This window comes from Pseudomonas ulcerans, assembly GCF_036324125.1.
Lineage (GTDB): Bacteria > Pseudomonadota > Gammaproteobacteria > Pseudomonadales > Pseudomonadaceae > Aquipseudomonas > Aquipseudomonas ulcerans.
Genome location: NZ_JAZDQN010000008.1, coordinates 172,982 through 195,901, shown reverse-complemented (window position 1 = coordinate 195,901; position 22,920 = coordinate 172,982). Strand labels below are relative to the sequence as shown.

The following is a 22,920-nucleotide window of genomic DNA, read 5'->3' as shown; positions in this document are numbered from 1 at the left end:
GATGGAAACCCGCGCACATCATGTGCTGATCGGCATGGTCACCGTGCTGGTGGTGGCCGGCGCCATGCTCTTCGGCCTGTGGCTGGCCAAGTCCAGCGTCGACTCGACGTTCAAGGACTACGAGGTGGTGTTCAACGAGGCGGTCACCGGCCTGTCCCGCGGCAGCGCCGTGCAGTACAGCGGGATCAAGGTCGGCGACGTGATGAGCCTGCGCCTCGACCCCAGCGACCCGCGCCGGGTACTGGCGCATATCCGCCTCAACGCCGACACCCCGGTCAAGCAGGACACCCAGGCCAAGCTGACCCTCACCGGCGTCACCGGCACCTCGCTGATCCAGCTCAGCGGCGGCACCCCGGACAGCCCGCCGCTGGTGGGCAAGGGTGGCCAGTTGCCGGTGATCATCGCCTCGCCGTCGCCGATCGCTCGCCTGCTGACCAACAGCAGCGACCTGGTAACCAACATCAACCTGCTGCTGCACAACGCCAACCGCCTGTTCTCCGAGGAAAACGTCGACCGCCTGGGCACGACCCTGGCCAACCTGGAACAGACCACCGGTGCCGTCGCCGGACAGCGCGAGGACATCAGCATGGCCATCAAGCAGTTGTCGACCCTCGGCAAGCAGGCCGGCGCCGCCATGGAGCAAACCAGCGAACTGATGCGCAACGCCAACCAGTTGCTCGGCAGCCGCGGCCCGCAGATTGCGCAGAGCGCCGACGAGGCCATGAAGTCCCTGGCACAGAGCACCGCGACCCTCAATGCCCTGCTGGAGAGCAACCGCGATGCCCTGGATAGTGGAGCACAGGGTTTCCGCGACCTGTCCCCGGCACTGCGCGAACTGCGCGACACCCTCAACTCGCTCAAGGCCATTTCCCGTCGCCTTGAGGCCAACCCCAGCGGCTACCTGCTTGGCCGTGACCAAAGCAAGGAGTTCGAGCCATGAGCCTCGCCAGCCGACTGTCCCTGGCCCTGTTGATCAGCCTGAGCAGCGCCTGCTCGATCCTGCCCCAGGCGGAAAACGCCGATGTCTACCGCCTGCCGGCCGCCACCACGGCCGCCTCGACTGGCGCGCCGGTGAGCTGGTCGCTGCGGGTGAACAAGCCGATCACCAGCGATGCCCTGAACGTGCCGCGCATTGCCGTGGTCCCGCAGGGCAACGTGCTCAGCAGCTACAAGGGCGCGCGCTGGACCGATCCGGCGCCGGCCTTGCTGCGCAACCGTCTCCTCGATGGTTTCCAGCGTGACGGCCGGGTGCCGCGGCTGAGCGCCGACGACAGCAACCTGCAGTCCGATTTCGAGTTGGTGGGCGAGTTGCAGGCGTTCCAGAGCGAATACACGGCGGCAGGCATCGACGTGGTGGTGCGTCTCGATGCACGGCTGGTGGACGGGCGCAGCCAGCGCATGATCGCCAGCCGCATCTTCGAGGTGCGCCAGCCCCAGCCTGACAAGAGCGTGGCGGCGGTGGTCGCCGGCCTCGGCCAGGCGACCGACCGGCTGACCGCGCAGCTGCTGGACTGGACCCTGGGCCAGGGCAACCAGTACCAGCAGGCGCTACGCAATCAGGCGAAGAACCAGTAGCAGACGCCGATGGCGCCCAGCACCCCGGCCAGCTCGGCGAGCAGGGCACAGCCCACGGCATGGCGGGTGCGCTGGATGCCGACGGCGCCGAAGTACACCGCCAGCACGTAGAAGGTGGTTTCGGTGCTGCCCTGCACCGTGGCCGCGACCAGGGCCGGGAAACTGTCGACGCCGTGGGTCTGCATGGTCTCGATCAGCATGGCCCGCGCCGCGCTGCCGGAGAACGGCTTGACCATGGCGGTGGGCAGGGCGTCGACGAAGCGGGTGTCCCAGCCCAGCCATTCCACCGTATGACGGATGCCGTCGAGGCCGAACTCCAGGGCACCGGAGGCACGCAGCACGCCCACCGCGCAGAGCATCGCCACCAGGTACGGCAGCAGGTTCTTCGCCACGTCGAAGCCTTCCTTGGCGCCCTCGACGAAGGTTTCGTACACCTTGACCTTCTTCAGCGCCCCGACCAGCAGGAACAGCATGATCAGGCCGAAGAGGGTCAGGTTGCCGAGGATCGACGACAGGCTGGCCAGGGCGGCGGCGGACATGCTCGCCAGCAAGGCCATGAAGCCGCCGAGCAGCAGCGCGCCGGGCACCAGGTAGGCGAGCACCACCGGGTCCCACAGGCGCAGGCGCTGGACGATGGCGACCGAGAGCAGGCCGACCAGGGTCGAGCAACTGGTGGCAAGCAGGATCGGCAGGAACACCAGGGTCGGGTCCATCGCACCTTGCTGGGCGCGGTACATGAAGATGGTCACCGGCAGCAGGGTCAGGGACGAGGCGTTGAGCACCAGGAAGAGAATCTGCGCATTGCTCGCCGTGGTGGGGCTGGGGTTGAGCTCCTGCAGCGCGCGCATCGCCTTGAGGCCGATGGGCGTGGCGGCGTTGTCCAGGCCCAGGCCGTTGGCAGCGAAGTTCAGGGTGATCAGGCCGAGGGCCGGGTGGCCAGGTGGCACTTCCGGCATCAGGCGGCGGAACAGCGGGCCGAGGACCTTGGCCAGCCATTCGACGATGCCGGCCTGCTCGGCGATCTTCAGGAAGCCCAGCCACAGGGTCAGGGTGCCGAACAGCAGGACCATGACTTCGACCGAGAGCTTGGCCATGGCGAAGATGCTTTCCACCATCGCCGCGAAGATCCCCGCGTTACCCCCTACCAGCCATTGCCCCAGCGCCGAAATGGCCGCTACCACGAAGAAACCAAGCCACAGGCCGTTGAGCATCCGAATGTCCCCTTGAAGATGGGCTGAATGATAGCGGTCTGATCGAGTGTTGTGTTGGGGCTGATGACCGCATGCACCGCTGGACCTGTGGGAGCTGGCTTGCCAGCGATGAGGCCCTGATAGACAACGAAAAAGCCCCGACAGTGCGGGGCTTCTTCATTCAGCGAGGGACAGGACTCAGGAATTGACGGTCTTGCCTTCGGCAACCGCTTCCTTGCTGCGCCAGTGCGGCAGCGAGTTCCAGTACTTCTGGCCTTTCTCGGCGTCGTACATGCCTTCCCAACGGGCGATCACCAGTACCGCCAGGGCGTTGCCGATCACGTTCAGCGCGGTACGCGCCATGTCCATGATGCGGTCGACACCGGCGATGAAGGCCAGGCCTTCCAGCGGGATGCCCACGCTGCCCAGGGTCGCCAGCAGGACCACGAAGGACACGCCCGGCACGCCGGCGATACCCTTGGAGGTGACCATCAGGGTGAGGACCAGCAGCAACTGCTGGCTGATCGACAGGTCGATGCCGTACAGCTGGGCGATGAAGATCGCCGCGATGCTCTGGTACAGGGTCGAGCCGTCGAGGTTGAACGAGTAGCCGGTCGGCACCACGAAGCTGCAGATGGCCTTCGGCGCACCGTAGGCTTCCATCTTCTCGATGACCCGCGGCAGCACGGTCTCGGAGCTGGCGGTGGAGTAGGCCAGGACCAGTTCGTCCTTGAAGATGCGCATCAGCTTGATGATCGAGAAGCCGAACAGGCGCGCCACCAGGCCCAGCACCATGAAGGCGAAGAAGGCGATGGCGAAGTACACCAGCAGCACCAGCTTGGCCAGCGGCAGCAGCGAGGCGAAGCCGAAGTTGGCGACGGTCACGGCGATCAGGGCGAACACGCCGATCGGGGCGTAGTTCATGATCATGTGGGTGACCTTGAACATGGCCTCGGAAACACCCTGGAAGGTCTTCACCAGCGGATCGCGGATGTCCGCGTTGAGGCTCGACAGGCCCAGGCCGAACAGCACCGAGAAGAAGATGATCGGCAACATTTCACCGCGCATCAGCGCCGCGAAGATGTTCGACGGGATCAGGTTGAGGATGGTCTCGATGAACGCGTGCTCATGCTGCACCTCGGCCGCAGTGGCCTGGTACTTGGAGATATCCACGGTGCCCAGGGTGCTCATGTCGATGCCGGCGCCCGGGTGGAACAGGTTGGCCAGGACCAGGCCGACCACGATGGCGATGGTGGTGACGATCTCGAAGTAGATGATGGTCTTGAGGCCGATACTGCCAAGTTTCTTCGCGTCGCCCACCCCGGCGATACCCACGATCAGCGACGAAATCACGATCGGGATGACGATCATCTTGATCAGGCGAATGAAGATGTCACCGGCCGGCTGCAGGACGTTGCTGATCCACCATGCCTTTTCTGCACTGAAATGATTCAGCAGCGCGCCGATGGCGATACCCAGCATCAGACCGATGAGGATCTGCCAGGCGAGGCTCAGTTTTGCCTTCTTCATGTCATTACCTTCTTGTTCAAGTGGACACGGGCATTGCGCTGTAACCGTTGTTCCAGAGCTGTTAAAAGCTTTTCCGGAAGCTTCTTCGGCGACAGCCAACGACACCGCGGAGGGTCGTCGCGAGCGAACGGATACGAACGCCGGCTGGCGAAAAAAGGCGCAACTATTCAGGGGGGAAGGGGCCAGGTCTAATGCCGGAAACGAGTAGCCCATGCCGAATCGGCATGACTTTTTCGTCGAAAAAAGGGCGTCTCACGGGGTTTTGAAGCAGGCGTTCGGAATTCCGAATAGGACCAATCCGCCATATTTCGGCAGATTCACAAGGTAATCATTCCGATGAAAATGTCAGTGTTCGACAATCCGAATGGTCGGAAAACGACCTCCTGAGCGTCAGAAAAAAGACAAAAAAAATTGTCGGACGGACGAGCGGGTGACCGATTTGCCATCTGTCGGACCGGATGACGGAGGGAGATGCTGCCGGGGCAGCCCATTCAGGTCGTCCCGTTCCAGGACATCCCGACAGACCCGCACCCGGCATTGCGTTACCTGACCCGGCCCTCGACGGAGGCACTCCTTGTACCCCTAGGCCCCTCCGATCCTGCAACAATCAGAGCGGCCCGGCCCCTTGGTCATGCGACCACCTTCCTCGGGCGGCCGCAGCATGGAAGCCTGAACGGCAGAAAAGTTCAGCTTCCGCTAGAGCACCGATGCGCCCGGCGGCGCCTCAGTACCAGTTCGGATCACGTTTGAGCTGCTCCTTGAGCATGGCCTGCATGCCTTCGTCGGGCTTGCCGATCCAGCGATAGTCGGCGTGCCGGGTCGGCGACTTGTCGGCTGGCAGCCCTTCGGGCACCTCCACCAACATGCCGTAGGCCTTGTCCTTGTCCCAGCTGAAAGCCACGATCAGGCGCTTGTTCAGGCATTTTCCGGCGCTTTCGCAGACCGGTCCTACCAGATACTTGTCGCCATCTTCCTCGACCGCAGACATCTGCTGCTCGGAGACGCCGTTCAGATTGATCACCCACTCCGGCAAGCGTTCCTCTTTCTTGACCACGTCCTGCCAGGTTTCCCGATACTCGGGGTCCGAGCCGAGCAGTTCGCTGGCCCGGACCTGGCCGTCATTGGCCGCCATTGCCGCCGAACCGCCACCCAGCAACAGGGCGACGGCCAGGGCGTTGCGTATCACGCCTTTCATTGACTCAGCCTCGACCGCGACGACCAAAGAAGAAGGAAGCCACGAACAGCACCAGGAAGATAATGAAGAGGATCTTCGCGATACCGGTAGCGGCGCCGGCGATACCACCGAAGCCCAGCACGGCAGCGACAATGGCGATGATCAGGAAGGTGATGGCCCAACTCAACATGGTGATTCTCCTTCTGTTTTGGAAAAGGTCCGCACTCGTCTAGAACACCCAGCGTTCAGCCGGCGCGGTTTCCTGCGCACTGGCGGCTGGCAGCGCCCGGGAGCGCATGACGGGAGCGGTTGGCAGCGGCATGGCGCGGCTTTCATGAATGCGCGCGACCTGGGTAGCGAGCTGGCTGTCGACCTGATGCGCTTGCCAGGCGTGATGCAATTGCCCGACAACCAGGGTCAACAGCAACGCCAGGACGAAAAACAGCGCCTGACGCAAATGGTGTGGCGATATAAGCACCAGGGCGGCGGGGGTACGTTTCATGTGCCGGGCTCCTCTTGCTGCATCTTGTTATGACCTGGAAGGGTCATTGCAGCCTGCATGCCAGCCTTTAACGATTGGATTTATCGTTATAAATCAATAACTTATACGAACACGGAAAACCCGATGGGGCGCATCCTGCACGATGCACCTTCGTGCGGTCGTGCGTTTTGCATGACCGGCGACGGTTTTTCCGCGTCAAAAACCCCGACAGACGGTCGAGAACCGCGAGCTAGCATGCAAGGGAAGGAATGAATCAGAATCGACCATGCAACTTGCCCGATTTTTCCGACACTAACCAAGATAATTCCTAAGGAGCGCAGGAAAATGGAGTCAGCCCCAGACCCTCAAGGCCGCATTCTGCTGGTGGACGACGAGTCCGCCATTTTGCGTACCTTCCGTTATTGCCTGGAGGATGAGGGCTATACCGTCGCCACCGCGAACAGCGCGGCCCAGGCCGAGACCCTGCTGCAGCGGCAGGTGTTCGACCTGTGCTTCCTCGACCTGCGCCTGGGCGAGGACAACGGTCTCGACGTACTGGCGCAGATGCGCATCCTGGCACCGTGGATGCGTGTGGTGATCGTCACCGCCCACTCCGCCGTGGATACCGCGGTGGATGCGATCCAGGCCGGTGCCGCCGATTACCTGGTCAAGCCCTGCAGCCCCGACCAGTTGCGCCTGGCCACCGCCAAGCAGCTGGAAGTGCGCCAGCTCTCGGCGCGCCTGGAAGCCCTGGAAGGCGAAGTGCGCAAGCCCAAGGACGGCCTGGACTCCCACAGCCCGGCCATGATGGTGGTGCTGGAAACCGCACGGCAGGTCGCGACCACGGATGCCAACATCCTCATCCTCGGCGAATCCGGTACCGGTAAAGGCGAGCTGGCCCGCGCCATCCATGGCTGGAGCAAGCGCGCGCGCAAGGCCTGCGTGACCATCAACTGCCCGTCGCTGACCGCCGAGCTGATGGAAAGCGAGCTGTTCGGCCATAGCCGCGGCGCCTTCACCGGGGCCAGCGAAAGCACCCTCGGCCGGGTCAACCAGGCCGACGGCGGCACCCTGTTCCTCGACGAGATCGGCGACTTCCCGCTGACCCTGCAGCCCAAGCTGCTGCGCTTCATCCAGGACAAGGAATACGAGCGGGTCGGCGATCCGGTGACCCGCCGCGCCGACGTGCGCATCCTCGCCGCGACCAACCTCAACCTGGAAGACATGGTCCGCGACGGCCGCTTCCGCGAAGACCTGCTCTATCGCCTGAACGTCATCACCCTGCACCTGCCGCCGCTGCGCGAACGCAGCGAGGACATCCTGACCCTGGCGGAGCGCTTCCTCGCCCGCTTCGTCAAGGAGTATTCGCGGCCGGCCCGGGCGTTCAGCGACGAGGCCCGCGCGGCGCTGCTCAACTACCGCTGGCCGGGCAACATCCGCGAGCTGCGCAATGTCATCGAGCGCGCCAGCATCATCTGCCCGCAGGAGAAGGTGGAGATCAGCCACCTGGGCATGGCCGAGCAACCGACCAGCAACGCCCCGCGCATTGGCGCGGCGCTGAGCCTGGATGAACTGGAGCGCGCGCACATCGGCGCGGTGCTGGCCACCAGCGACACGCTTGACCAGGCCGCCAAGACCCTCGGTATCGACGCCTCGACCCTGTACCGCAAGCGCAAGCAGTACAACCTATGAAGTGGGCGATGAAGCTGCGGACACGGCTCTTCCTCAGCATTTCGGCGCTGATCACCGTGGCCCTGCTTGGCCTGTTGCTGAGCCTGGTCAGCGTGCAGCAGATGGCCAGCTCGCAGCAGACGCTGATCCGCAACAATGCCTTGGTTCTCGACCTGGGCCTGAAGCTGCGGCAGAACCTCAGCGACCAGCTGACCCAGATACTCGACGACGGCGCCGACCCGAAGATCCTCGCCGGGCTGCAAACGCAGTTCCAGCAACTGCTCGACGAGGGGTTGCAACAGGAGCAAGAGACTGCGGGCAGCGACGACTTCTCCCGGGCTAACAACGAGTTCCAGCGGTTCCTCGAAAGCCTGCGCGAAACCCGCAACCCGGCCCTCAGCCTGAGTGTCGACGAGCCGCTGGGCCAGGCCTTCAGCACGCTGCGTGGAACCCTGATCGACTCGCACAAGCAGGCGGTGGAACAGATCCGCAGCGCCGAGAAGGTCTCGCGGGATCGCGCGGTGCTGATGTCCGGGGTGCTCGGGCTGGTGGGCCTGGCGGTGCTGGCCCTCGGCTTTCTCACCGCCCATGGCATCGCCCGGCGCTTCGGCCAGCCGATCGAAGCCCTGGCCAGCGCCGCCGACCAGGTCGGCCTGGGCAATTTCGACGTGACCCTGCCGGTGACCTCGGCCCTGGAAATCAACCAGCTGACCAAGCGCTTCGGCCTGATGGCCGAGGCGCTGCGCGAGCACCAGGCGACCAACGTCGATGAACTGCTGGCCGGCCAGCAGCGCTTGCAGGCGGTGCTCGACAGCATCGACGACGGCCTGCTGATCATCGACCGCCAGGGCCGCCTGGAACACCTCAACCCGGTAGCCCAGCGCCAACTGGGCTGGGACGACTCGCGGACAGGCAACCGTCTCGGCGAGGCCCTGCAACGCCCGGAACTGGACCAACAACTGCACCTGGTCCTGCGCGGCGGCAGCCTGGAGCGGGTGCCGGAAGACCTGCACCTGGAGATCGACAAGGAAACCCGCGTCCTCACCTACAGCCTGACCCCGGTGTGTCGCCCGGACGGGCAGATCCTCGGCGCGGTCATGGTGCTGCACGACGTCACCGAGCAGCGCGCCTTCGAGCGGGTACGCAGCGAATTCGTCCTGCGCGCCTCCCATGAGCTGCGCACGCCGGTCACGGGCATGCACATGGCCTTCGGCCTGCTGCGCGAACGGGTCAGGTTTCCCGAGCAATCCCGCGAAGGCGACCTGCTGGACACCATCGGCGAGGAAATGCAGCGCCTGACCCAGTTGATCAACGACCTGCTCAACTTCTCCCGTTACCAGAGCGGCCAGCAGAAGCTCGACCGCAGCGTCTGCGCCCTCGACGACCTGCTCGAACGCGCGCGCACCCGGCATGCCGATGCTGCGGCCGCCAAGCAGATCGACCTGCAGCTGGAACTGGGCACGCCGCTGCCGCGGATCCAGGCAGATATCGCCCAGCTCGACCGGGTCCTCGACAACCTGCTGGACAACGCCATCCGCCATACCGGCAGCAACGGCCGCATCCGTCTGCAAGCGCGGCGCCATGGCGAGCGGGTGATCGTCAGCGTCGAGGACAGTGGCGAGGGTATCGCCTACAGCCAGCAGGGACGCATCTTCGAACCGTTCGTCCAGGTCGGACGCAAGAAAGGCGGGGCGGGGTTGGGGCTGGCGTTGTGCAAGGAAATCGTGCAACTGCACGGTGGGCGCATGGGCGTGTATTCGCGACCGGAACATGGCACCCAGTTCTACATGGCGCTGCCAGTCTGATCACGCCTCGTCATCGATCCGCCGCGGCCCGCGTCGTCGGCCGAGGGTGATCAGCTCGACGAACTGCCGGGCATTCAGCGGGTGGGCGAACAGCCAGCCCTGGCCATAGTTGACCCCTTCGCTATTGAGCAGCAGGGCCTGGTCTTCATATTCGATGCCTTCGGCAATCACCCGCAATTGCAGGGCGTGGGCCATGCGGATGATATGCGGGGCCACGCCGCTGCTGGCGGCGTCATGGCCGAGGGCGTCGATGAAGGCCTTGTCGATCTTCAGGCAATCCACCGGCAGGGTCTGCAGGTAGGCCAGGCTGCAATAGCCGGTGCCGAAATCGTCGATCAGCACCTGGTGGCCCACCGCACGCAGCGCCTGGAGGTTGTCCCGGGCCACCACCACATCGATCAGCCCACGCTCCGTGACCTCGAAGGCGATCTGGCTGGCCGCCACATGATGGGTCGCCAGCAGCCGCGCGGCGACCCGGCCGATACGCGGCACCATGACGTCGCAGGCCGCCAGGTTGACGGAGATGTACAGCTGCGGATTGGCCCGCAGCAGCTGGCCCAGCTGATCGAACACGCGCTGCAGGACGAAGTCGGTGATCTGGCGGATCTGCCCGGTGTTTTCGGCCAGCGGGATGAACAGCTCGGGGCTGGTCAGCGTGCCGTCCGGTCGTCGCCAGCGCACCAGGGCTTCGGCGCCGACGCAGCGGCGGCTGTTCAGTTCGAAGATCGGCTGGTAGAGCACCTGCAATTCGCCACGGCGCAACGCCCCCTGCAATTCCGAACTCATCGAACGGCTCTGCCGCACCAGTTGCAGCACTGCCCAGCCGATGCACCAGGCCAGCAGCAGGCTGCCCGGGAACAGCAGCCAGAGCACGCCGTTGAGCTTCAGCGGCTGAGCACTGCGGGGAGCAATCAGCACCAACTGATAATCCGGGGAGCGGGTTGGCATGCGATAGAGCAGGCGATCCGGCAGTTCGATCAGCGCATCGTTGCTCGCGGGTGGCCAGTTGATACCCTCCGGCGGCCATTGTTGCAGCGCACCCAATACCGGTACGGCACGAGTCCCGCGGTCGAGCACCACCAGCAGGCTGCCGCCGGCGGGCAGGTCGACGACGTCGGTCAGGTGGCCGCGCGAGGTGGAAACGCGGAAAGGGCCACGGCCAAGGATCAGGGCGGCGCGGTTGTCGTCCGGTTCGGTGCTGGTGTTCAGCCAGTAGGAGTAGGTGGGGCCGCGTATATCCGGCGGTGGCAGGGATTCGAAGGTACGGTCGCCGAGGCGGCTGGAGCAGGTCTGCTGATCGTCCGTGTACGCCGTCTCGTAGACGAAGCGGTTATTGAAGGCCACCTGTTGCAGGGTCGAGATCATTTCGAAGCTGCAACCGCGTATCGACTGTGCCTGCAGCTGATCGACGCTCTGGCGCAACTGCCCGAAGATCTGCTCCAGGCGCTCCAGGAAGCGCTCGCCGCGGGCGTTCATCTGCTCGCTTTCGTTGACCTGCACCTGGTGCATCGCCACGCCGAGACTGCCTAGCAAAAGCAAAATGGCGCTCGCCGAGGCTGCCAGCGTTGCCAGGAGCCAGGGTCGATATAACAGGCCGCGCAGCAGCAAGGCAGGTGACATCGGAAATATCCCGTTGAATACCTGAGGTATAGCAATTTCCGGGGAAGTCAGCCTGGCCGTTGGCCGGAAAGCCCTAGCGCATGTTGTTGAGCACCTGCAGCATCGCGGCCGTCTGCGCATCCGGCTGCCCATCGAAACGCTGCGGGCGGAAGCGCATCTGGAACGCCGCGATCACATGCCGGGTGGCAACATCGAATTCACCGGTCTGCGGCACCGCATAGCCAAACCGCGCCAGCTGCTGCTGGTACCAGGTCGCGCTCGGCGGATTGACCGCGAAGCGCGCCTGCTGCGGTGCCACCGCCCGCGCGTCCGGCCAGATGCCCAAGCCTTCGTCGGCCAGGCGCTTCCACGGGAACATCGGCCCCGGATCGAGCTTGCGCAGTGGTGCGATATCGCTGTGGCCGATGATGTGCCGCGGCTGGATGTTGTTGCGCTTGGCTATGTCCTTGAGCAGCAGGATCAGCGACTGCACCTGCGCCTCGCTGTACGGATGCCAGACCCGCCCGGTCGGGGTGTCGGTGTAGCCGGGATTGACGATCTCGATACCGATCGACGTCGAGTTCAGCCAGGTCCGGCCCTCCCACTGGCTTTCACCGGCGTGCCAGGCACGGCGGCTTTCATCGACCAGCTGGTAGACGGTGGCGTCGCGATCGTCGCCGATCAGGTAGTGGCTGCTGACTTCGCCGTGGGTCAGCAGGGCCAGCGACCGCTCCAGCGAGGCGTTGGTGTAGTGCAGGATGACGAACTGGACACGGCTGTCCTGGTTGACCGAGGTATGGCTGCGGTCCACCCGCAATTGCGGGCCACTGGTGCAGCCAGCGAGAAGAGCGAGCAGGAGGAGGGAGAAAAACGCTTTCATGAAGAGGGGGCGACGCCTGGGAAATCTGTAATGCAAAAGCATAACGTACCTCAGGTCAGGCCGCGCCCCCCTGTTCGACGCGGTTGCGGCCCAGGTGCTTGGCCCGGTACAGGGCTTCGTCGGCGCGCTTGAGCACCGCGTCGCTGCGCTCGCCGGAGCGGAACGCGGTGACGCCCACCGACAGGGTGATGGTGACCCGCTCGCCCTTGAAGTGGAACGGACAGGCTTCCACCGCCGCGCGCAGGCTCTCCGCCAACTGTAGACCACCGGCCAGCGGCGTCTGCGGAATCAGCAGGACGAATTCCTCGCCGCCGAAGCGGGCGATGAAGTCCCGGGCGCGCAGGCGCTTGCGCAGTTCGTTGGCGACGATCTTCAACACCTTGTCGCCGGCCAGGTGGCCGTAGCTGTCGTTGATGCGCTTGAAGTGATCGAGGTCGAGGATGGCCATCAGCAGGTGGCCGCCTTTCTCCGACCACTCGGCTATTTCCAGGTCGAGGCGCTCGGACCAGGCGGCGCGGTTGGGCAGACCGGTGAGCGGATCGACCAGGGCCTTCTGCCGCTGCTCTTCGAGGTGCTCGCGGTAACCCTGGGCTTCCTGTTCCATATGCGCAACCCGCTCGGACAGGCCCTTGAGGCGCGTGGCCATCTCCTGTTCGCGCTTGTCGCGCTGGTGCTGGTGTTCGTCCATGGTGCCGAGCAGGCCTTCGAGGCGGCCTTCCAGTACATGCTTGAGGCTGTCCAGGTCGGCCGCGCCCTGCACGCTGCTGTGCAGGCCATCGACCTGTTCGCGCAACTGGCTGTTCAGGTCGCGTTCGGCGGACTGGTTGTCGGCGTGGCCTTCGCTGGCCTCCTGCAGATGGCTCTGGAACGACTCCAGGCGCTCGTTGAGCTGTTGCAGGTAGGCTTCGAATTCATGCTGGCCGCTGTCGGTGATCGCCAGCATCAGCACCGCCAGGTCATCCAGCACCGGCAGCAGTTCGTACCAGTTCAGGCCGTGCTCCAGACGCTCGCGCATCGACTCGGCCTGGGGCCGGTGGCGCTCGGGCAGGCTGAGGTCGTCGAGCAGTCCGAGCAGGGTGTTCTCGATATGATCAGCGACCGAACTGTAGGTCGGCTCGGTGCCGTCCGGCAGGGAATAGAGCAGCTCTTCCGGAGTCATTTCCGGTTCGCGGGAATCAGTAGCCTCGGGCTCTGGCGCGGGGGTTTCAGCGACAGGCTCGATAACTGCGTCAGCAACCACGGGCTGCGCTTGCACTTCCACCTGAGGCTCAGGTTCAGCGACCGCCGCCACGGCTTCGACCGCAACGGGCTCCTCGACCACCGGCTGGACCAGCACCATCGGTTCGGCTTCGACCAGGGCCGGACCCGCACGCGGAGGCTCCGGCTCTTCCGGCAGCGGTGACGACGGGCTCAACTCGTCCACATCGGCGATCGGCAGCACCTCGGGCTTGCGCGCCACGGCAGGTTCCGCCGGCTCTACCGCGGTGTTTTCCGCGACAGGCTCGGCCACGCCATCACGACCACCGAACAGGCGTTGCAGGAAACCCGGCTTGTTGTGTTCCTCAGGGTGGGTAAGCGCACCGAGGGCTTCGCCCTGCAGCTTGCTCAGCTCGCTCAGCAGCAACGGTACTTCCCGCGACTGGCCGGCGCGGGTTTCCACCTGCTTGCCAAGCTTCTTCAAGGGCCGCCGGACTTCGCTGGGCAGGGACAGCACCTGCAGCTGGTTGACCAGCGACGTCAGCGCGGTGGTCACCTGGGTCACGCGGGTGGCGCGACGCTGCTCGGAGTCGAGCACGGCTTTTTCAAGGCGGGGGATCAGGCCGGCGAGGGCGGCGTCCATGTTGTCGGTGCGGATGACGTCGCGCATTTCCTTCATGCACTCGTCCACCACGCGATCGCTGCCTTCCGCGGCCAGGGTGCTGCGCACGAGACCGCGACGCAGCAAGTCGAGCCGGGCCTCCCAACGGCGCTCCAGCTTTTCCTGCTGTTCGATGCTCTTGAGGTACTTCTCTTTCCAGCGCTCTGCTTCGTCGCTCATGCCCGGACCCGCGGACTAACGCAAAACCGGAAGCGTATCCACAGTCAGTGCATCAGGCAAACGAATCTCAACCGCGACCGGTAAATGATCGGAAATCGGCTGGGAAAGGACTTCGACGCGTTCCAGCGTCAAGCTCGGGCTGAGCAGGATGTGATCCAGGCAGCGTTGTGGACGCCAGCTGGGGAAGGTCGCCTCGACCTGCGGCGCAATCAGGCCGAGGTCGCGCAGGGGAGAGTGTTGCAGCAGATCGGTGGCGTGGGTGTTCATGTCGCCCATCAGCACCTGGTGACGGTAACCGCCGATCAGTTCGCGGATATAGGCCAGTTGCCGGGCGCGGGTCTTGGAACCCAGGGCGAGGTGCATCATCACCACCACCAGGGCGTCCTCGCCCTCGCCGAAACGCACCAGGATCGCCCCGCGTCCGGCCGGGCCGGGCAGCGGGTGATCCTCCAGCAACTGCGGCTTCAGGCGACTGAGCACACCATTGCTGTGCTGGGCGAAACGCCCGAGGTTGCGGTTGAGCTGCTGGTACCAGTAGGGAAAGGCACCAAGGTGGGCCAGGTGCTCGACCTGGTTGACGTAGCCCGAGCGCAGGCTGCCGCCATCGGCTTCCTGCAAGGCCACCAGGTCGAAATCGTTGAGCAGCTGGCCGATCTTCTGCAGGTTGCCGGAGCGTCCGGTGTGCGGCAGCAGGTGCTGCCAGCTGCGGGTCACGTAGTGCCGGTAGCGCTCGGTGCTGATCCCGACCTGGATGTTGAAGCTGAGCAGGCGCAGGCGACCGTCCCGTGGCAGGTTGTCGTCGCCCAGATGATGCTCGTTGACCCGTGGATCACACAGGCCAACGACCCGCTCGCTTCTCCAGCGTGCCATGGCGATCGCCGCTTACTTAGCGGCGCGCTCCTTGGCGATCAGCTGGTCAGCCACGTTCAGCACGGCTTCCGGACCGCCGGCGGTGCCCAGGTCGAAGCGGTACTTGCCGTTGACCACCATGCTCGGCACGCCGGTGATTTCATACTTCTTCGCCAGTTCCTTGGCCTGGTTGACCTGGCCCTTGATGGCGAAGGAGTTGAAGGTGGCGAGGAACTTGTCCTTGTCCACGCCCTGGGTGGCGAGGAAGTCAGCCATGTCCTGCGGGTCGGTCAGGCGCTTGCGCTGGTTCTGGATGGCATCGAAGACCGCGGCGTGGACGCTGTGCTCGACGCCCATGGCTTCGAGGGTCAGGAACATCTGGCCGTGAGCATCCCACGGGCCGCCGAACATGGCGGGCACGCGCTTGAAGTTGACGTCGGCAGGCAGCTTGTCGATCCACGGGTTGATGGTCGGTTCGAAGTGGTAGCAGTGCGGGCAGCCATACCAGAACAGCTCGACGACCTCGATCTTGCCTGGCTGGGACACCGGCACCGGGTTGCTCAGCTCGATATATTCCTTGCCCGCTACCGGCTCCGCAGCCTGGGCGGTCATACCGAAGACGCTGGCGGCCACCAGCGCGGCGCTGAGAATCAGATTACGCATGCTTCACTCCTGAGCAGTCTTTGAGTCGCCCCTTGAACGACGTGTCTTCTGACAGGCCAAGGCGGGTTCGAGTTCGTAAGTGTAACGGCAGAAACAATAAAAAAGGGCGGCCGAAGCCACCCTTTTCATGTTCCAGACGCGTCATTAACGCAGCGTTAACGTAGCGCCCGAGGATCAGTGCAGACCCTGGATGTAGCTGGCCAGTGCCTGGATGTCCTTGTTGCTCAGCTTGGAAGCGATGGTGCGCATGGTGGTGGCGTCGCCGTCGTTGGTGCGATCGCCTTCGCGGAAGTCGGTCAGTTGCTTGGTGATGTACTGCGCATGCTGGCCACCCAGGTGCGGGAAGCCGGCAGCGGCCAGGCCAGCACCATTTGGCGAGTGGCAACCGGTGCAGGCTGGAAGGCCTTTGGACAGGTCGCCGCCGTTGAACAGCGCACGGCCATGCTCGACCAGCTTCGGATCGGCGGCACCGACGCTGCCTTTCTGGGTGGCGAAGTAGGCGGCGATATCGGCGAAGTCCTGGTCATTGAGGTTGGTCAGCAGACCGGTCATTTCCAGGACGGTGCGCTTGCCAGACTTGATGTCGTTCAGTTGCTTGACCAGGTAACGCTCGCCCTGGCCGGCCAGTTTCGGGAAGTTCGGAGCCAGGCTGTTGCCGTCGGGATTGTGACAAGCGCCACAAACCGCCGTTTTCGCCTGACCGGCAGTAGCATCGCCAACGATAGTGCCAGCGGCATTGGCGCCGCCTGTAACGCCCAGGGTCAACAGCAGACTCACGATAAGTTTGTTCATCAGCTAATCCAACTACGGCTAAGGGTGAAAGAGTTATGTATCGGGTCTACTGGCTCATCCAATGGATGATTGCCTGGTAGTCCTCGGCACTGCAGTCCATGCACAATCCACGCGGCGGCATAGCCTTGAAACCCTGGGTTACATGCCCGACCAATATCTCCATACCCTGCGCCAGCCTTGGCTCCCAGGCTGCACGGTCGCCCGCTTTCGGCGCCTGTGGCAGCTGCCCGGCGTGACAGGCCGCACACGTGCGGTTGTACAACGCCTCGGGATCCTGTGTAGCCTGAGCGCTGGAAAACGGTATCAAGACACCGATTGCAAGCAGCCATTTCGTCATCGAACGACCCTTCAGGGTTGGGGACTCATTGCGTTCTGTCGCGCAAGCTTTAAAGTCTGGGCCCCCGTGCACATCGTCCTACGCTGGGATAATGCGCACACAAAATCTAGGGCATTATATACTCCAGTTGCCGAAACGGAAACGACACACCCTGCCGCACCCACCCCGGGCAACGCTCACCTCGGACATCCCATGCAAGTCAAAAACCCCATCCTCGGACTTTGCCAGACGGCAAAATTCGCCCTCAGTGCCGCCAAGGTCGACCAGTGTCCACCTGACGAAGGCTACGAAGTCGCCTTCGCCGGTCGCTCGAACGCCGGCAAGTCCAGCGCCCTCAACACCCTGACCCACGCCAGCCTGGCGCGCACCTCGAAAACCCCGGGTCGGACTCAGTTGTTGAACTTCTTCAGTCTGGACGACGATCGGCGTCTGGTCGACCTGCCGGGCTACGGATATGCAAAAGTGCCGATCCCGCTCAAGCAGCACTGGCAGCGCCACCTGGAGGCGTACCTGGGCAGCCGCGAGGCGTTGAAGGGCCTGATCCTGATGATGGACGTGCGCCATCCCATGACCGACTTCGACAAGATGATGCTCGACTGGTCCAAGGCCAGCGGCATGCCGATGCACATCCTGCTGACCAAGGCCGACAAGCTGACCTTCGGCGCGGCCAAGAACACGCTGCTCAAGGTGCAGTCGGAAATCCGCAAGGGGTGGGGCGACAGCATCACCATCCAGCTGTTCTCGGCACCGAAGCGCCAGGGCCTGGAAGAGGCCTACGGCGTGCTCGCGCGCTGGCTGGAACTGGCTGACAAGCTCGCGGAATAAGGGCTGCCCGGTAAATTCCGGGCAAAAAAAACCCCGGACTTCGTATGGGGAGGGGGAAGTTCGGGGTTCAAGTTCCGAACCGCTAGGGCGGGGTCCGGATATCTGCCAACACTTAACACAACATAGGAGCATTGAAGGGCTTCACCAGCCATTCAGTACCTCTGAGTGTCGATTCACCGGATTAGTTCCGGGCATGTAGAAACTATTTGCGATAAGTAGGAAACCTCTTAATGCCCGATAAATTCCGTCGGGCATTGTCTGCGACCTTATGTCGCAACATTTCCCCGCATGATCAGTGCGCTTCGTCCCAGTTCGAGCCAACTCCAACGTCCACCACCAGCGGAACATCCAGTTGCGCGGCGTTGCTCATGTGCGGGCGAATTTCCTCGCGAACCTGCTCGATGAGGTCTTCGCGCACTTCCAACACCAGTTCGTCGTGCACCTGGAGGATCACCCGGGCATCCAGGCCGGAGCTTTCCAGCCAGTTGTCCACCGCCACCATGGCGCGCTTGATGATGTCTGCCGCAGTGCCCTGCATCGGCGCGTTGATCGCCGTGCGCTCGGCGCCGGCACGCTCCATCGGCCGGCTGGAGTTGATCGCCGGCAGGTACAGCCGACGGCCGAACAGGGTTTCCACGAAGCCTTGCTCGGCGGCCTGCTTGCGGGTGCTGTCCATGTACTCGCGCACACCCGGGTAGCGAGCAAAGTAGGCATCGATGTAAGCCTTGGCCTGCTTGGTCTCGACACCGATGTCCTTGCCCAGCTTCTTCGCGCCCATGCCATAGATCAGACCGAAGTTGATCGCCTTGGCACTGCGCCGCTGGTCGGAAGTCACTTCGTCCAATGCAACGTTGAAGACTTCGGCGGCGGTGGCGGTGTGGACGTCCAGGCCGTCACGGAAGGCGTTCATCAGCCCTTCATCGCGGGACAGGTGGGCCATGATGCGCAGCTCGATCTGCGAATAGTCCGCCGCCAGCAGCTTGTAGCCCTTCGGCGCGATGAACGCCTGGCGGATGCGCCGGCCTTCGGCGGTACGTGCCGGGATGTTCTGCAGGTTCGGGTCACTGGACGACAGGCGACCGGTGGCGGCCACCGCCTGGCCGTAGGAGGTATGGATGCGCTGGGTACGCGGGTTGATCTGCTCCGGCAGGCGATCGGTGTAGGTGCTTTTCAGCTTGCTCAGCGAGCGGTACTGCATCAGCACTCGTGGCAGCGGATAGCCTTCCTCGGCCAGTTCGTCGAGAACCTCCTCGGCGGTGGACGGCTGGCCCTTGGCAGTCTTCTTCAATACCGGCAGGCCGAACTTGTCGTAGAGGATCGCTCCCAACTGGCGCGGCGAGCCCAGGTTGAACGGCTCGCCGGCCAGCTCGATGGCCTCGCGTTCCAGTTCGGCCATCTTGTCGCCCAGCTCCTGGCTCTGGATCTTCAGCAGTTCCGGGTCGACCAGCGCGCCCTGGCGCTCGATGCGCGCCAGCACCGGGACCAGTGGCATCTCGATGTCGGTCACCACGCTGGCCAGGGTCGGGATGGCCTGCAACTGCGGGAACAGGGTCTGGTGCAGGCGCAGGGTCACGTCGGCGTCTTCGGCTGCGTAGGGGCCGGCCTTGTCCAGGTGGATCTTGTCGAAGGTCACCTGCTTGGCACCCTTGCCGGCGATGTCCTCGAACTTCACCGTGGTGTAGTCGAGGTACTTCTTCGCCAGGCTGTCCATGTCATGGCGGATCGCCGTGGAGTTGAGCACGTAGGATTCGAGCATGGTGTCGAACGCCACGCCGCGCACAGTGATGCCGTTGGCCTGGTCGCCATCGATGGCGCAGTTGGCGAGGATGTTCATGTCGAACTTGGCGTGCTGGCCGACCTTGAGCTTGCCCGGGTCTTCCAGCAGCGGTTTCAGGGCCTTCAGCACCGCATTGCGGTCCAGCTGCGGCGGGGCGTCCGGGTAGCTGTGGGTCAGCGGGATATAAGCTGCCTCGAAGGCCTTCACCGCGAAGGACACGCCCACCAGCTGCGCCTGCTGCGCATCGATGCCGGTGGTCTCGGTGTCGAAGGCGAACAGCGGGGCGTCCTTGAGCTTCTGCAGCCAGGCGTCGAAGCGGGCCTGGTCGAGGATGGTCTCGTAGACCGGCTCCACCGGCACTTCCACTTCGGCAACCACCACCGCGTCATCGCCAACCACGGCCACGGTCAGGTCCAGTTCCGCCACCGGCGCCGGTTGGGTGGCACGGCGGGCTTCGCGTTCCAGCTCGCCGATCCAGCCCTTGAACTCCAGCTCGGTGTAGAGCTCCAGCAACTTGTCGTGATCCGGCTGGCCCAGGTGCAGGTCATCCAGGCCGACCTCCAGCTCGACATCGCACTTGATGGTCGCCAGCTGGTAGGAGAGGAACGCCATTTCCTTGCTTTCCAGGAGCTTGGCCGGCAGGGTCTTGGCGCCGCGGATCGGCAGGGTCGGAACGATGTCGAGGTTGTCGTACAGCTCTTTCAGGCCGCCATTCACGCCGACCAGCAGGCCGACTGCAGTCTTCTCGCCGACGCCCTTGACCCCGGGGATGTTGTCGGCGGTATCGCCCATCAGCGCCAGCAGGTCGATGATCTGCTCCGGAGCGACACCGAATTTCCCTTTTACGCCTTCGATATCCAGCACGGTTCCGGTCATGGTGTTGACCAGCGTAACGTGCTCGTCCACCAGTTGGGCCATGTCCTTGTCGCCAGTGGAAACCACTACCGGGCGCGCTGCGGCGGCGCTGCTGCGGGCCAGGGTGCCGATCACGTCGTCAGCCTCGACGCCTTCCACGCACAGCAGCGGGAAGCCGAGGGCGCGCACGGCGGCGTGCAGCGGCTCGATCTGCACGCGCATGTCGTCGGGCATGCTCGGGCGGTTGGCCTTGTAGTCGGCGAACATCTCGTCGCGGAAGGTTCCGCCCTTGGCGTCGAAGACCACGGCGAAGGGGCTGTCCGGGTACTGCTTGCGCAGGCTCCTGAGCATGTTCAGCACACCCTTGATCGCACCGGACGGCATGCCCTTGGAAGTGGTCAGCGGCGGCAGCGCGTGGAAGGCACGGTAGAGGTACGAAGAACCGTCCACCAGGACGAGGGGGGTTTGGCTCATGAGCGGAATCAACCTTTTCGACGGGCCCGGCGCTAGAATGTCCGGATCATTGACGACAAAGGGACAAGGTTATCATGGGTACACTCAATCGCCTGTTGTTGCTCGGTCTGCTGGTCGGTACGCCTGTCGCGGCCCTGGCGGCGGACGACGCGCCCTCTGCCGAGCCGGAAGTAACCATTCGCCAGGAAGGTGACAAAACCATCCAGGAGTACCGTCAGAACGGTTTCCTGTATGCCATCAAGGTCACACCGAAGAACGGCAAGCCGTACTTCCTGGTGCGCGCCGATGGTACCGACGCCAATTTCATCCGGTCCGACCAGCCCGACATGCTGATTCCCTCGTGGAAGATCTTCGAGTGGTGATGCGGACCCTTAACATCCACCCGGCACGTCGCGACGACGTGCCTGCATGAGCCGTTTTTGACCATGTCTGTGTTCACCCCCCTGACCCGGCCCGAGCTGGAAACCTTTCTGGCCCCCTATGGACTGGGTCGCCTGCTGGACTTCCAGGGCATCGCCGCCGGTACCGAGAACAGCAACTTCTTCATCAGCCTCGAACAGGGGGAGTTCGTGCTGACACTGGTGGAACGCGGGCCGATCCAGGACCTGCCGTTCTTCATCGAACTGCTCGACGTGCTCCACGAAGCCGACCTGCCGGTGCCGTACGCGCTGCGCGCCACCGACGGCGTGGCCCTGCGCGAGCTGGCCGGCAAGCCGGCGCTGCTGCAACCGCGCCTGGCCGGCAAGCACCCCAAGGCGCCGAACGCCCAGCATTGCGTGCAGATCGCCGAGTTCATGGCGCACCTGCACCTGGCGACCCGCGACAAGGTGCTGGAACGCAAGACCGACCGCGGCCTGGACTGGATGCTGGAAGCCGGCAACGAGCTGATGGCCAGGTTGAATGCAGGGCAGCAGGCGCTGCTCAAGGGCAGCCTGGAGGAGATCGCCGCCAATCATGCGCGGATCATGGCGTTGCCACGGGCCAACGTGCATGCCGACCTGTTCCGCGACAACACCATGTTCGAAGGCACCCACCTGACCGGGGTGATCGACTTCTACAACGCCTGTTCCGGGCCGATGCTGTACGACCTGGCGATTACCCTGAACGACTGGTGCTGTGATGACGCCGGGCAGATCGACGGGACGCGGGCGCGCGCGTTCCTCGGTGCCTATGCGGCGTTGCGGCCGTTCACGGCGGCGGAAGCGGAGCTGTGGCCGGTGATGCTGCGGGTGGCGTGCGTACGGTTCTGGTTGTCGCGGTTGATCGCGGCCGAATCGTTCGCCGGGATGGACGTGATGATTCACGATCCGGCGGAGTTCGAGGTGCGCTTGAAAGCCCGTCAGGACGTGAGCCTGGCACTTCCGTTCGCCCTGTAAATACTGTGGGAGCGGGTTCACCCGCGATTACGGTGGTGAACCCACTATCGCAATCGCGGCTGAAGCCGCTCCCACAGGGTCCGCGTCGTGGCCTTTACAGGCTTTCCAGGCACCCCGCCAAACCGTTGCCCAGGTTATCCAGCAACGTCTCATAGCCATTGGCGTCCACCGGCAGAGTCCCGCCCAGCGCATCCAGCTCTGCCAGCTTCACCGGCAAGCCCGCAGTCAGCGTCTCGGCCAGCCTTGGCCGCAATGGCGGCTCGCTGAACACGCAGGTCTTGCCCACTTCCTGCAGGCGCTTGCGCATGGCAGCCACGTGCTGGGCCCCCGGCTGTACCTCCGAAGCCACACTGAAGACGCCCGTGTGCTGCACGCCATAGGCCGACTCGAAATAGTCGAACGCTTCGTGGAAGACGAAATACGGCTTGCCCGCCACACCTGCCATGCGCGCTTTCAGGCGCTGGTCCAAGGCGTCGAGACGGGCGTCGAAGGCCTTCAGGTTGCTCTGGTAGCGCGCCGCGTTGGCCGGATCGGCCGCGCTCAGGTCGCTGGCCATGCGCGCGGCGATCACCCGGGCATTGACCGTGGACAGCCACAGGTGCGCATCGAGGCTGCCGGGACGGTGGTCATGATCGTGCTCGTCGGCATCGTCACCGTGTTCTTCATGGGAATGGCTGTCCTCGCCGAAGTGACGCAGCTTCATGCCCGGCAGGCCCTGCACCGCCACCGTCAGCTTGTTGCGGCTGCCCACCACACGGGGCAGGAAGCCCTCCATGTCCGGACCGATCCAGTACAGCAGGTCGACCTCCGCCACGCGCCGTACGTCGGACGGCCGCAGCGCGTAGTGGTGCGGCGAAGCCCCCGGCGGCAGCAGCACTTCCGGCTTGCCGACACCGTCCTGGACCGCCGCGGCAATCAGCTGCAGCGGCTGGATGCTGGTCAGTACCCGGACCTCGGCCTGGGCCGGGGACAACACGGCCAGGGTTGAGACAAAAGCGACAAAAAGGGCAAAAAATCGGGACACGGTGA

The 22,920-nt window shown here is 64.2% G+C and carries 21 protein-coding genes; 7 read left to right on the top strand and 14 right to left on the bottom strand.

Going from position 1 to position 22,920, the window contains the following annotated elements; genetic code table 11:
• Position 1 precedes the first annotated feature (1 nt).
• Both V0R59_RS10385 and V0R59_RS10380 read left to right on the top strand, forming a co-directional pair.
• Entirely contained in the window at positions 2-940 is a 939-nt protein-coding gene (locus V0R59_RS10385; RefSeq protein ID WP_330072991.1) for an MlaD family protein, read from the top strand.
• A complete protein-coding gene (locus V0R59_RS10380; protein WP_330072990.1) occupies positions 937-1,575 on the top strand; it encodes an ABC-type transport auxiliary lipoprotein family protein in 639 nt (212 codons plus the stop codon). The genes V0R59_RS10385 and V0R59_RS10380 overlap by 4 nt, the downstream gene beginning before the upstream one ends.
• On the opposite strand, the gene V0R59_RS10375 is transcribed toward V0R59_RS10380, so the two are convergent.
• The 5 genes from V0R59_RS10375 to V0R59_RS10355 form a co-directional block, all read right to left on the bottom strand.
• Entirely contained in the window at positions 1,557-2,786 is a 1,230-nt protein-coding gene (locus tag V0R59_RS10375) for a nucleoside recognition domain-containing protein (RefSeq protein ID WP_330072989.1), read from the bottom strand. The genes V0R59_RS10380 and V0R59_RS10375 overlap by 19 nt on opposite strands.
• A 177-nt stretch (positions 2,787-2,963) precedes the next feature.
• On the bottom strand, positions 2,964-4,295 hold the full coding sequence (gene gltP, locus V0R59_RS10370; RefSeq protein ID WP_330072988.1) for a glutamate/aspartate:proton symporter GltP: 1,332 nt from the start codon (positions 4,293-4,295) through the stop codon (positions 2,964-2,966).
• 724 nt (positions 4,296-5,019) lie between these two features.
• Positions 5,020-5,490, bottom strand: a complete 471-nt coding sequence (locus V0R59_RS10365) for an inhibitor of vertebrate lysozyme family protein (RefSeq protein WP_330072987.1) — start codon at positions 5,488-5,490, stop codon at positions 5,020-5,022.
• A 4-nt stretch (positions 5,491-5,494) separates the two neighbouring features.
• Positions 5,495-5,659, bottom strand: a complete 165-nt coding sequence (locus tag V0R59_RS10360) for a DUF1328 domain-containing protein (RefSeq protein WP_042127667.1) — start codon at positions 5,657-5,659, stop codon at positions 5,495-5,497.
• Between the two features lie 39 nt (positions 5,660-5,698).
• Positions 5,699-5,971 carry a hypothetical protein gene (locus tag V0R59_RS10355; protein WP_330072986.1) on the bottom strand — a complete coding sequence of 91 codons (273 nt, stop codon included), beginning with the start codon at positions 5,969-5,971 and terminating at the stop codon, positions 5,699-5,701.
• A 324-nt stretch (positions 5,972-6,295) separates the two neighbouring features.
• Here V0R59_RS10355 and algB point away from each other — a divergent pair, with 324 nt between their 5' ends.
• Both algB and V0R59_RS10345 read left to right on the top strand, forming a co-directional pair.
• Positions 6,296-7,642 carry a sigma-54-dependent response regulator transcription factor AlgB gene (gene algB / locus V0R59_RS10350; RefSeq protein ID WP_330072985.1) on the top strand — a complete coding sequence of 449 codons (1,347 nt, stop codon included), beginning with the start codon at positions 6,296-6,298 and terminating at the stop codon, positions 7,640-7,642.
• Positions 7,639-9,426 carry an ATP-binding protein gene (locus V0R59_RS10345; protein ID WP_330072984.1) on the top strand — a complete coding sequence of 596 codons (1,788 nt, stop codon included), beginning with the start codon at positions 7,639-7,641 and terminating at the stop codon, positions 9,424-9,426. The genes algB and V0R59_RS10345 overlap by 4 nt, the downstream gene beginning before the upstream one ends.
• Here the strand turns inward: V0R59_RS10345 and V0R59_RS10340 are convergent, their stop codons facing one another.
• From V0R59_RS10340 to V0R59_RS10310, 7 genes are all read right to left on the bottom strand, one after another.
• Complete coding sequence (locus V0R59_RS10340; RefSeq protein WP_330072983.1) at positions 9,427-11,046, bottom strand: EAL domain-containing protein; 1,620 nt, start codon at positions 11,044-11,046, stop codon at positions 9,427-9,429.
• A 73-nt stretch (positions 11,047-11,119) separates the two neighbouring features.
• Complete coding sequence (locus V0R59_RS10335; RefSeq protein WP_330072982.1) at positions 11,120-11,905, bottom strand: N-acetylmuramoyl-L-alanine amidase; 786 nt, start codon at positions 11,903-11,905, stop codon at positions 11,120-11,122.
• A 55-nt stretch (positions 11,906-11,960) separates the two neighbouring features.
• Complete coding sequence (locus V0R59_RS10330) at positions 11,961-13,943, bottom strand: GGDEF domain-containing protein (RefSeq protein WP_330072981.1); 1,983 nt, start codon at positions 13,941-13,943, stop codon at positions 11,961-11,963.
• Positions 13,944-13,958: 15 nt separating this feature from the next.
• A complete protein-coding gene (locus V0R59_RS10325; RefSeq protein WP_330072980.1) occupies positions 13,959-14,813 on the bottom strand; it encodes an endonuclease/exonuclease/phosphatase family protein in 855 nt (284 codons plus the stop codon).
• A 12-nt stretch (positions 14,814-14,825) separates the two neighbouring features.
• Positions 14,826-15,455, bottom strand: a complete 630-nt coding sequence (dsbA, locus tag V0R59_RS10320; protein WP_330072979.1) for a thiol:disulfide interchange protein DsbA — start codon at positions 15,453-15,455, stop codon at positions 14,826-14,828.
• A 174-nt stretch (positions 15,456-15,629) separates the two neighbouring features.
• The gene (locus tag V0R59_RS10315) at positions 15,630-16,247 is read right to left on the bottom strand and encodes a c-type cytochrome (RefSeq protein ID WP_330072978.1); all 618 of its coding nucleotides are present in this window, start codon (positions 16,245-16,247) and stop codon (positions 15,630-15,632) included.
• A gap of 46 nt (positions 16,248-16,293) precedes the next feature.
• Positions 16,294-16,584, bottom strand: coding sequence for a c-type cytochrome (locus tag V0R59_RS10310; RefSeq protein ID WP_330072977.1), 291 nt, complete (start codon positions 16,582-16,584; stop codon positions 16,294-16,296).
• Between the two features lie 192 nt (positions 16,585-16,776).
• On the opposite strand from V0R59_RS10310, the gene yihA reads away from it, so the two are divergent.
• Complete coding sequence (yihA, locus tag V0R59_RS10305; protein ID WP_330072976.1) at positions 16,777-17,409, top strand: ribosome biogenesis GTP-binding protein YihA/YsxC; 633 nt, start codon at positions 16,777-16,779, stop codon at positions 17,407-17,409.
• A 292-nt stretch (positions 17,410-17,701) separates the two neighbouring features.
• On the opposite strand, the gene polA is transcribed toward yihA, so the two are convergent.
• The gene (polA, locus tag V0R59_RS10300; protein ID WP_330072975.1) at positions 17,702-20,515 is read right to left on the bottom strand and encodes a DNA polymerase I; all 2,814 of its coding nucleotides are present in this window, start codon (positions 20,513-20,515) and stop codon (positions 17,702-17,704) included.
• A gap of 74 nt (positions 20,516-20,589) precedes the next feature.
• Here polA and V0R59_RS10295 point away from each other — a divergent pair, with 74 nt between their 5' ends.
• Entirely contained in the window at positions 20,590-20,877 is a 288-nt protein-coding gene (locus tag V0R59_RS10295; RefSeq protein ID WP_330072974.1) for a DUF2782 domain-containing protein, read from the top strand.
• Between the two features lie 63 nt (positions 20,878-20,940).
• The gene (locus V0R59_RS10290; protein WP_330072973.1) at positions 20,941-21,891 is read left to right on the top strand and encodes a homoserine kinase; all 951 of its coding nucleotides are present in this window, start codon (positions 20,941-20,943) and stop codon (positions 21,889-21,891) included.
• A 94-nt stretch (positions 21,892-21,985) separates the two neighbouring features.
• Here the strand turns inward: V0R59_RS10290 and V0R59_RS10285 are convergent, their stop codons facing one another.
• Complete coding sequence (locus V0R59_RS10285; RefSeq protein ID WP_330072972.1) at positions 21,986-22,915, bottom strand: zinc ABC transporter substrate-binding protein; 930 nt, start codon at positions 22,913-22,915, stop codon at positions 21,986-21,988.
• Positions 22,916-22,920 lie beyond the last annotated feature (5 nt).